Source organism: Erwinia sp. MYb416, assembly GCF_037479575.1.
Classification (GTDB): Bacteria; Pseudomonadota; Gammaproteobacteria; order Enterobacterales; family Enterobacteriaceae; genus Erwinia; species Erwinia rhapontici.
On the sequence record NZ_JBBGYT010000018.1, the window covers coordinates 1 to 1695 of the forward strand.

The 1695-nt window shown below is 49.7% G+C and carries 1 protein-coding gene; it reads left to right on the forward strand.

Annotation, left to right across the window (positions count from 1 at the left end; all coding sequences use genetic code 11):
- Positions 1-191: 191 nt before the first annotated feature.
- A partial coding sequence (locus tag WH277_RS00145) for a methyl-accepting chemotaxis protein (RefSeq protein WP_339503647.1) occupies positions 192-1695 on the forward strand: 1504 nt, incomplete at its 3' end.

A 1695-nucleotide genomic window follows, 5' to 3' on the forward strand; every position in this document is an offset into this window, starting at 1 on the left:
GTAAGAAGCTTTTTTCTGGATTTACTCTGTTAATTATCATCATGATTTCTATATCAGGTTTCGGTATCTACGAGTTAAAAACCTTGGAAAAAAACGCAGTAAAGGCATCGCTGACCAATAATATTGTTAATCTACTGGATGCAGCAAGACAAAAACGGTTGGTTTATATGCACACCGGTGATGAGCAAAAAATGAAGCAAAACAGTGATGACATCCAGTCAATGCGCAGGCTGGTGAAAGAGGCCAGTCAGTTCACCTGGCACGATGATACCAGGAAGCAGCTTGAACAGCTCAGCATCGATATTGAACACTACGATAGGCTACGAACAGATTATTATAATAAACACCGTCACAGCCTAAAATTGGCTAATGAACTGCAAAAGAAAAATGACAGGAATTTTCTGACCAACCTGCAAAATAACCTGCAGGATATTCCCGTGGACACTAACACTCGCCAAAGAATGCGTGACCTGCTCTCTTCACTTTCTCTGCTTAGCCACGCTGGCAGCATACTCATTGCACAGTACACTCCTCAAAACGCATCGGATTTTGAGACATTACATCGTCGCACGGCGTCGCTCTACAATGACAGCCTGACGGAATTCCCGGAGACGATAAAAAACGTGTTAGTCCCGGCATGGAACCGCTATCAGGCGTTTAATGGTGCGGCAGAACAGTATTTTTTGGCCATCAGGGAAACACAATCCTCCACCGACCTCATGACTAAGGCGGCTGATGCACTGCAAAATACCACCAGCACACTGATAGATATGCAGGTTGGCTATAACAGTCAGCTGATTTCCGATGCGATCAACGTCATTTCCCTGCTTTCATTACTCGCCGTTGTCATCGGGCTGGTCACAGCATCGGCGATCACACGTAAGATCACACGCCCTGTCAGTCAAAACCTCGCCCTGGCTCAGCGTATCTCCAGTGGTGATCTCACGGCTCATATCGCCGCCACCTCGAAAGATGAGCTGGGTGAACTGACGGAAACCATGGAGGTGATGAACTCACAGTTATGCGACATCATCTCAGGCATACGTGGAAGCGTTAGTCAGTTAGCCAGTGCATCTACCCAGATTGCTGCAGGGAACGCGGAATTAGCCTCCAGAACAGAGCAACAGTCCGCTGCCGTGGTGGAAACCGCAGCCAGCATGGAGGAGCTGACCTCAACGGTGCAACTGAACGCAGAGAACACCCTGCAGGCCAGTAAACTTGCCGCCAGTGCCAGTGATGATGCCCGCAAAGGCGGGCAGATAGTCGATGAGGTCGTCGGTACCATGAGCGATATTGCTGCCAGTTCAAAGCAGATTACTGAAATCATCAGTGTGATTAACGGCATTGCTTTTCAGACGAATATTCTGGCGTTGAATGCCGCCGTAGAAGCCGCCAGAGCCGGTGAGCAAGGGCGCGGTTTTGCCGTGGTGGCCGGCGAAGTCCGAACGCTGGCGCAGCGCAGTGCGGATGCCGCAAAACAGATAGAATCACTGATCAACGCGTCCGTAATGCGTATCAGCGTGGGGACTGATTTAGTGAGTAAAGCGGGTGCCAGCATGGCAGACATCGTGAATTCCGTCACGACGGTCAGCCAGATTATCGACGAAATTTCTACCGCATCGAACGAGCAACGTCAGGGCATTGAACAGATCAGCATTGCCGTGACAGAGATGGACTCCACCACTCAACAGAACG